This is a genomic window from Pseudomonas sp. P5_B2, from assembly GCF_056400445.1.
Genome location: NZ_JBFULH010000204.1, coordinates 1 through 7,287, shown reverse-complemented (window position 1 = coordinate 7,287; position 7,287 = coordinate 1). Strand labels below are relative to the sequence as shown.

Annotated in this window: 7 protein-coding genes; 5 read left to right on the top strand and 2 right to left on the bottom strand. The window is 59.0% G+C overall.

Annotation, left to right across the window (positions count from 1 at the left end; genetic code table 11):
• The 5 genes from AC1DRJ_RS15920 to AC1DRJ_RS15900 form a co-directional block, all read left to right on the top strand.
• Positions 1–97: hypothetical protein (locus AC1DRJ_RS15920; protein WP_477803004.1), on the top strand; the 97-nt coding region annotated here is incomplete at its 5' end.
• Between the two features lie 135 nt (positions 98–232).
• Positions 233–736, top strand: coding sequence for an ureidoglycolate lyase (locus AC1DRJ_RS15915; protein ID WP_007944440.1), 504 nt, complete (start codon positions 233–235; stop codon positions 734–736).
• 50 nt (positions 737–786) lie between these two features.
• The gene (locus tag AC1DRJ_RS15910) at positions 787–2,088 is read left to right on the top strand and encodes a urate hydroxylase PuuD (RefSeq protein WP_477803002.1); all 1,302 of its coding nucleotides are present in this window, start codon (positions 787–789) and stop codon (positions 2,086–2,088) included.
• 169 nt (positions 2,089–2,257) lie between these two features.
• A complete protein-coding gene (locus AC1DRJ_RS15905) occupies positions 2,258–3,616 on the top strand; it encodes a nucleobase:cation symporter-2 family protein (RefSeq protein ID WP_477803001.1) in 1,359 nt (452 codons plus the stop codon).
• A 577-nt stretch (positions 3,617–4,193) separates the two neighbouring features.
• Positions 4,194–4,979 carry an outer membrane protein OmpK gene (locus AC1DRJ_RS15900; protein WP_477803000.1) on the top strand — a complete coding sequence of 262 codons (786 nt, stop codon included), beginning with the start codon at positions 4,194–4,196 and terminating at the stop codon, positions 4,977–4,979.
• Positions 4,980–5,103: 124 nt separating this feature from the next.
• On the opposite strand, the gene AC1DRJ_RS15895 is transcribed toward AC1DRJ_RS15900, so the two are convergent.
• Together AC1DRJ_RS15895 and AC1DRJ_RS15890 are read right to left on the bottom strand one after the other, a co-directional pair.
• On the bottom strand, positions 5,104–6,273 hold the full coding sequence (locus AC1DRJ_RS15895; protein WP_477802999.1) for a patatin-like phospholipase family protein: 1,170 nt from the start codon (positions 6,271–6,273) through the stop codon (positions 5,104–5,106).
• Positions 6,274–6,308: 35 nt separating this feature from the next.
• Positions 6,309–7,241 carry a lipid A biosynthesis lauroyl acyltransferase gene (locus tag AC1DRJ_RS15890; RefSeq protein ID WP_477803003.1) on the bottom strand — a complete coding sequence of 311 codons (933 nt, stop codon included), beginning with the start codon at positions 7,239–7,241 and terminating at the stop codon, positions 6,309–6,311.
• Positions 7,242–7,287: the final 46 nt, after the last annotated feature.

Here is a 7,287-nt window from a genome sequence, read left to right as displayed (position 1 = left end):
GATCAAGGCGCTGGGGCCGATCACCCACATCCGCCTGAACGTGTTCCCGGATGGTGGTGTGAGCCGCCTGCGCGTATTGGGCAAGGTCGCGAAGTAACACCTGATCGTTCCCACGCTCCGCGTGGGAATGCATACCGTGACGCTCCGCGTCACAGTGGACGCGGAGCGTCCATGGCGGCGTTCCCACGCAGAGCGTGGGAACGATCAAACACAGAATTTGGATAAGAACAGCATGCGCACACTAACGATTGAACCGCTGACCAAAGAAGCTTTCGCCCCTTTCGGTGACGTGATCGAAACCGATGGTAGCGATCACTTCATGATCAACAACGGTTCGACCATGCGCTTCCATAAACTGGCGACGGTGCAAACCGCCACGCCAGAGGATAACGCGATCATCAGCATCTTCCGCGCCGACGCGCAGGACATGCCGCTGACCGTCAGCATGCTGGAGCGTCACCCGTTGGGCAGCCAGGCGTTTATTCCGCTGCTCGGCAATCCTTTTCTGATCGTGGTCGCGCCACTTGGCGATGAACCTGTATCAGGCTTGGTCCGCGCCTTCGTCACCAACGGCAGGCAGGGCATTAATTACCATCGCGGCGTCTGGCACCACCCGGTGCTGACGATCGAAAAGCGGGATGACTTCCTGGTGGTTGATCGCAGTGGCACAGGCAATAACTGCGATGAGCATTTTTTCAAAGAGGACGAGCGTTTGGTCCTCGCCCCCCACCAATAAGAGAAGGTCTGATCACTCGACAACAGAGTGACAGGCGAGAGGTAAAGACTGTGGAAGCACATCTGTTCGAATGGCTGAACCTGAGCGTACGCTGGGTTCACATGATTACTGGCGTGGCCTGGATCGGCGCGTCGTTCTATTTCGTCTGGCTGGAAAACAACCTCAATCGGGTCAACCCGAAAAATGGTTTGGCAGGCGATTTGTGGGCGATCCACGGCGGCGGTATCTACCACCTGGAAAAATACAAACTGGCTCCACCGACCATGCCGGACAACCTGCACTGGTTCAAATGGGAAGCCTATTTCACCTGGATGTCGGGGGTCGCGCTGCTGTGCGTGGTGTTCTACTCCAACCCGACGCTGTACCTGCTGGCACCGGGCAGTAGCCTGACGGGCCCTGAAGGCGTTCTGTTGGGTATCGGCTCGCTGTTCGTCGGCTGGTTTGTCTACTCCTTCCTGTGCGACTCGGCCCTGGGTAAACGCCCTGCCCTGCTTGGTTTCATCCTGTTCGTGCTGATCATTGGCACCGCTTACGGCTTCAGCAAAGTGTTCAGTGGTCGGGGTGCGTACCTGCACGTCGGCGCGATCATCGGCACCATCATGGTCGGCAACGTGTTCCGCATCATCATGCCGGCGCAACGCGCACTGGTAGCGGCGATCGCCGAGAACCGCACACCCGATCCGGCGCTACCGGCCAAAGGCTTGCTGCGTTCGCGTCACAACAACTACTTCACCTTGCCGGTGCTGTTCATCATGATCAGCAACCACTTCCCGAGCACTTACGGCAGCCAATACAACTGGCTGATCCTGGCCGGGATCGCGGTGCTGGCGGTGTTGGTGCGTCACTATTTCAACACCCGTCATGACAGCCACAAGTTTGCCTGGACCCTGCCAGTGGCAGCGGTAGGCATGATCTGCCTGGCTTACGTTACCGGCCCTGCGCCGATGACCAGCCCGGAAGTGGCCAAGGCGCCTGCGAAGATCGAGTACCAGCCGCTGCCGGAAACCGCAGTGGGCGGTGGCTTGAAACCGGCTGAAGCAGCACCGGCGGCAGCGCCTGCAGCCGCTCCGGTTCAGGCGTCCAACGCCGGTCCTGGTTTCGACAAGGTGCACAGCGTGATTCAGGAGCGTTGCGCGGTTTGCCACTCGGCCAAACCGACCAGCCCACTGTTCAGCGCGGCTCCGGCCGGTGTGATGTTCGACACCCCCGAGCAGATCCGCCAGAACGCCCCGCGCATCCAGGCTCAGGCCGTTACCAGCCAGATCATGCCACTGGGCAACATCACGCAGATGACCCAGCAGGAACGTGACCTGATTGGTGCCTGGATTGTTCAGGGAGCTCAGACCAATTAATCGTTGAAGAGCTTCGCGAGCAGGCTCGCTCCCACATGGGTGGTGCAATACCTGTGGAAGCGAGCCTGCTTGCGAACAGCCGCAATGTGGTTTCCCTGATGCAAAGAAACAGCTGTGAGCAACCCGACAGCTGTTCAATCACAAGAATAAAAAAGATCCGAGGTGTTGCATGTCCGAGCTATCCGAAGCGCGCATCCCCGACGCACCCGCCATTCAGCGTTTGCCCCTTTTGCAACTGATCCTGGTCGGTCTGCAACATGTTTTGCTGATGTACGGCGGCGCTATCGCGGTTCCGCTGATCATCGGACAGGCCGCTGGCCTGAGTCGTGAAGAAATCGCCTTTCTGATTAACGCCGACCTGCTGGTCGCCGGCATCGCCACCATCGTTCAGTCGCTGGGCATCGGCCCCATGGGTATTCGGATGCCGGTGATGATGGGCGCCAGTTTCGCCGCAGTCGGGAGCATGGTTGCCATGGCCGGCATGCCCGGTATCGGTCTGCAAGGGATCTTCGGCGCGACCATCGCCGCCGGGTTCTTCGGCATGCTCATCGCCCCTTTCATGTCCAAAGTTGTTCGCTTCTTCCCGCCTCTGGTGACTGGCACGGTCATCACCTCGATCGGTTTGTCGTTGTTCCCCGTGGCCGTGAACTGGGCCGGCGGTGGTGCCGGCGCCACCGAATTCGGTTCGCCGATTTACCTGACCATTGCTGCGCTGGTGCTGGGCACCATATTGTTGGTGCACCGTTTCATGCGCGGCTTCTGGGTCAATATTTCAGTGCTGATCGGCATGTGCCTGGGCTATGTGCTCTGCGGCCTGATCGGCATGGTCGACCTCAGCGGCATGGCGCAAGCGCCGTGGCTGCAATTCGTCACCCCGCTGCATTTCGGCATGCCCAAGTTTGAACTCGCGCCGATCCTTTCGATGTGCCTGGTGGTGGTGATCATCTTCGTCGAGTCCACCGGGATGTTCCTCGCCCTGGGCAAGATCACCGGCCAGGAAGTCTGCCCACGGATGTTGCGTCGCGGCTTGCTGTGTGATGCCGGCGCCTCGTTTTTCGCCGGGTTCTTCAACACCTTTACCCACTCCTCTTTTGCGCAAAACATCGGCCTGGTGCAAATGACGGGGGTGCGTTGCCGTTCGGTGACCATCGTCGCCGGCGGTTTGCTCATTGTGTTGAGCCTGCTGCCGAAAGCGGCATTTCTGGTGGCGTCGATTCCGCCAGCGGTACTGGGCGGTGCGGCAATAGCGATGTTCGGCATGGTAGCTGCCACCGGAATCAAGATTCTTCAGGAAGCCGACATCGGCGACCGTCGCAATCAACTGCTGGTGGCAGTGAGCATCGGCATGGGCCTGATTCCAGTGGTACGCCCAGAGTTCTTCGCCCACCTGCCGCTATGGATGAGCCCGATCACCCACAGCGGCATCGCCATGGCCACGATCAGCGCGCTGACGCTGAACCTGCTGTTCAACATTCTTGGTGGCGCCGAACGCGCGGCCATCAACGACTGCACCGCCCACCCGCATTAACAGAGAAACCCACAAACCCTGTGGGAGCGAGCCTGCTCGCGATGACGGCATCACATTCAACATTTGTGTTGACTGACCCGACGCTATCGCTAGCAAACCCGCGCCTACAGGGGGATGCCTGCGCCTCAACAATAAAAACAAGAGGAAGCAATCGATGGTTTTTTTTACCCACTCAAGCCCGTCGTTTAACGACGCCAGGCCGAGCRCCGACAACCGTGCCCCACACCTGTCGTCGGTGCGCTGTTGCGGGGCACTTGAGACCTGGCCAAGTAGTCAGTATTCTCCGCGGCCGCCTGAATCCGCGTTAAAAAAAAGCCCGGATTTAATTTCTGACCAGAAAGCCAACTTATCCCGGCTCTGGACGGTACCAAGGCACTCCATATCCCCTCTCAATCGACTGTTTTTTAGCAGCCGAGCGGGAGTTTGTTTGTTTTTTGAAAACCTTGGCGCAGCTCTTGCTTAGAGCATTAAAGCTGACCGACTAGATGATTTTTTACCGCTACAGATAGAGGCGCCAAAACAGAGCGCCAAACTTAAAAAAATAACGTGGAATCACCTACTTTTTGGGAGCAACCGAATGAAACGTACGTGCACTAGCCTGATGCTGGCGGGATCAATGCTGGCCGGGGGGCAGGCCATGGCCGGCGACTTGCTGCAATGGCAGACCAACAGCCTGACTTACCTGTACGGTAAGGATTTCCAGGTCAACCCGCGCATTCAGCAGACGGTGACCTTCGAACACGCCGATGGCTGGAAATACGGCGACAACTTCTTCTTCATCGACAAGATCTTCTACAACGGCAAGGAAGACGCGTTCGCCGGGGACAACACCCACTATGGTGAGATCAGCCCGCGCTTGTCGTTCAACAAGATTTTCGACCAGAAGCTGGAATTTGGCCCGATCAAAGACGTCCTGCTGGCCATGACCTATGAGTTCGGCGAGGACGACACCGAGTCGTTCCTGATCGGTCCGGGTTTCGACCTGGCGATCCCTGGCTTCGACTACTTCCAGTTGAACTTCTACAACCGTCACACTGAAGGCGGCCGCCCGGGTGACGATATCTGGCAGGTCTCTCCGGTCTGGTCCTACACCATCCCGGCGGGCAGCTCGGACGTGGTAATCGACGGTTTCATGGACTGGGTGGTCGACAACGACGTGAACGACAAAGGCGAATACCACGCCAACCTGCACTTCAACCCACAGGTCAAATACGACCTGGGCAAGGCGCTGAAGCTGGGCGCAAAGCAACTTTACGTCGGTGTCGAGTATGACTACTGGAAAGACAAGTACGGCATCAAAGACACCGATGGCTTCAAGACGGATCAGAGCGTGACCAGCTTCCTGGTCAAGGTTCACTTCTAATCCGGCTGTAAGTGGCGTCTGCAAGGACGCCATCGCGGGCAAGCCTCGCTCCTGCAAGGATCTCCAGTACGACAGAGATCTACTGTGGGAGCGAGGCTTGCCCGCGATGGCCGCACCGCCGAACTCAAGCAGTAACCACAGACTCCGCCAACCCAAGAAACCGGCAAAGCTCCCCACGCTTGGCCAACGCATCCCGCCGCCCCAGATCAATCAATTCGCTGCAATACCCCGCTTCGAACAACAGATAACTCAACACCCCCGCCCCACTCGTCTTGGTCGCCCCCGGCCCGCGCAAAAACAGGCGCAGTGCTGCCGGCAATTCCTGTCGATGCCGAGCCGCAATCTCATCGATCGGCTGACTCGGCGAAATCACCAGCACCTCCACCGGCGCCACGCCCAGCGCACGGGTCGGCGTACCACTGGGCATCAAGTGGCTGAACTGATTCAGACGCTGCAACAACTCGATGTCGCTTTCCAGGCTGTCAATGAACGTACTGTTGAGCATGTGCCCGCCAATCTGCGCCAGCGTTGGCTGTTGTCCGGTATAGGCGCGTTGCAGCTGCTGCGGGTCGACGCCCCGCGGGTTACCGCTGACGCCCACCACCAGCACCCGGCTAGCGCCCAGGTGCAGGGCCGGGCTGATAGGGGCGGATTGGCGGACCGCACCGTCGCCGAAGTATTCCTCACCGATTTTCACCGGGGCGAACAACAATGGAATGGCGGAACTGGCCAGTAAATGCTCGACACTCAGTTGGGTTGGAACGCCAATGCGCCGATGGCGTAACCACGATTCGATGGTGCCGCCACCCTGATAGAACGTGACAGCTTGGCCGGACTCGTAGCCAAACGCCGTGACCGCCACCGCCTGCAACTGCTTTTGGGCAATGGCTTCGTCGATGCCTGCCATGTTCAGTTTGTCGTTGAGCAAACCGCGCAGCGGTGAACTGTTGAGCAAGGCCACCGGCACGTGAGCGCCAAGCCCCAGCAAACTGTGACTGACAAACCGGCTGGCCTGGCTGATGACGCCTGGCCAGTCGCTGCGCAACACCAGATGACTGCGAAAGCCCTGCCAGAATGCGGTCAAACGCTCGATGGCGCCGCGAAAATCCATTGCACCACTGGCAAGGCTGACCGCGTTGATCGCCCCGGCCGATGTGCCGACGATCACCGGAAACGGATTGCTTGCCCCCACCGGCAACAGTTCGGCAATGGCCGCCAGCACGCCTACCTGATACGCCGCCCGAGCCCCGCCGCCGGAAAGAATCAACCCTGTAACCGGTTCAGCAGGACTCATCGCAACACTCCATGGCGCTTATAGGTATCGGTGACTCAACGGCGCTTTTTGTACAGTTTGGGCTCGCCCGGTGGGCGACTCTTGAAGCGACGATGGGCCCAGAGGTATTGCTCCGGGCATTCGCGCAAAGCGCTTTCGACCCACTGGTTGATGCGGATGCAATCAGCTTCTTCGGTTTCGCCGGGGAAACCTTCGAGCGGCGCATGAATCATCAGTCGATAACCGCTACCGTCCGCCAGACGCTCCTGAGTGAACGGCACCACCAACGCCTTGCCCAGCCGCGCAAACTTGCTGGTGGCCGTCACGGTGGCCGCCTGAATGCCGAACAGCGGCACGAAAATGCTTTGTTTGGCGCCGTAGTCCTGATCCGGCGCGTACCAGATCGCTCGGCCTGCACGCAGTAACTTGAGCATCCCGCGAACATCGTCGCGCTCCACCGCCAGCGAATCAAGGTTGTGCCGCTCGCGACCACGGCGCTGGATGTAGTCGAACAGCGGATTCTTGTGCTCGCGATACATGCCATCGATGGTGTGCTGCTGCCCCAACAGCGCCGCACCGATTTCCAGCGTGGTGAAGTGCACCGCCATCAGGATCACGCCCTTGCCGTCGTGCTGAGCTTTTTTCAGGTGCTCCAACCCTTCGACATGGGCCAGTTTGGCCAAACGCTGACGCGACCACCACCAGCTCATGGCCATTTCGAAAAAGGCGATGCCGGTGGAGGCAAAGTTTTCCTTGAGCAGGCGCTTGCGCTCGGCGACGGACTTTTCAGGGAAACACAGTTCAAGATTGCGCTTGGCAATGCGCCGTCGGTCGCCCGCCAGCCGGTACATCACGGCACCAAGCAGGCGACCAATAAACAGCAACGCCGGATATGGCAGCTGAACAATCAGCCACAACAACCCCAAGCCGCACCACAGCGGCCAGAAACGCGGCATAAGAAATGTTTTTCGAAAACGCGGGCGATCCATTAAAGGTTCCGGAAAGACAATGGCCGCGCATTCTACATCGTTCGAC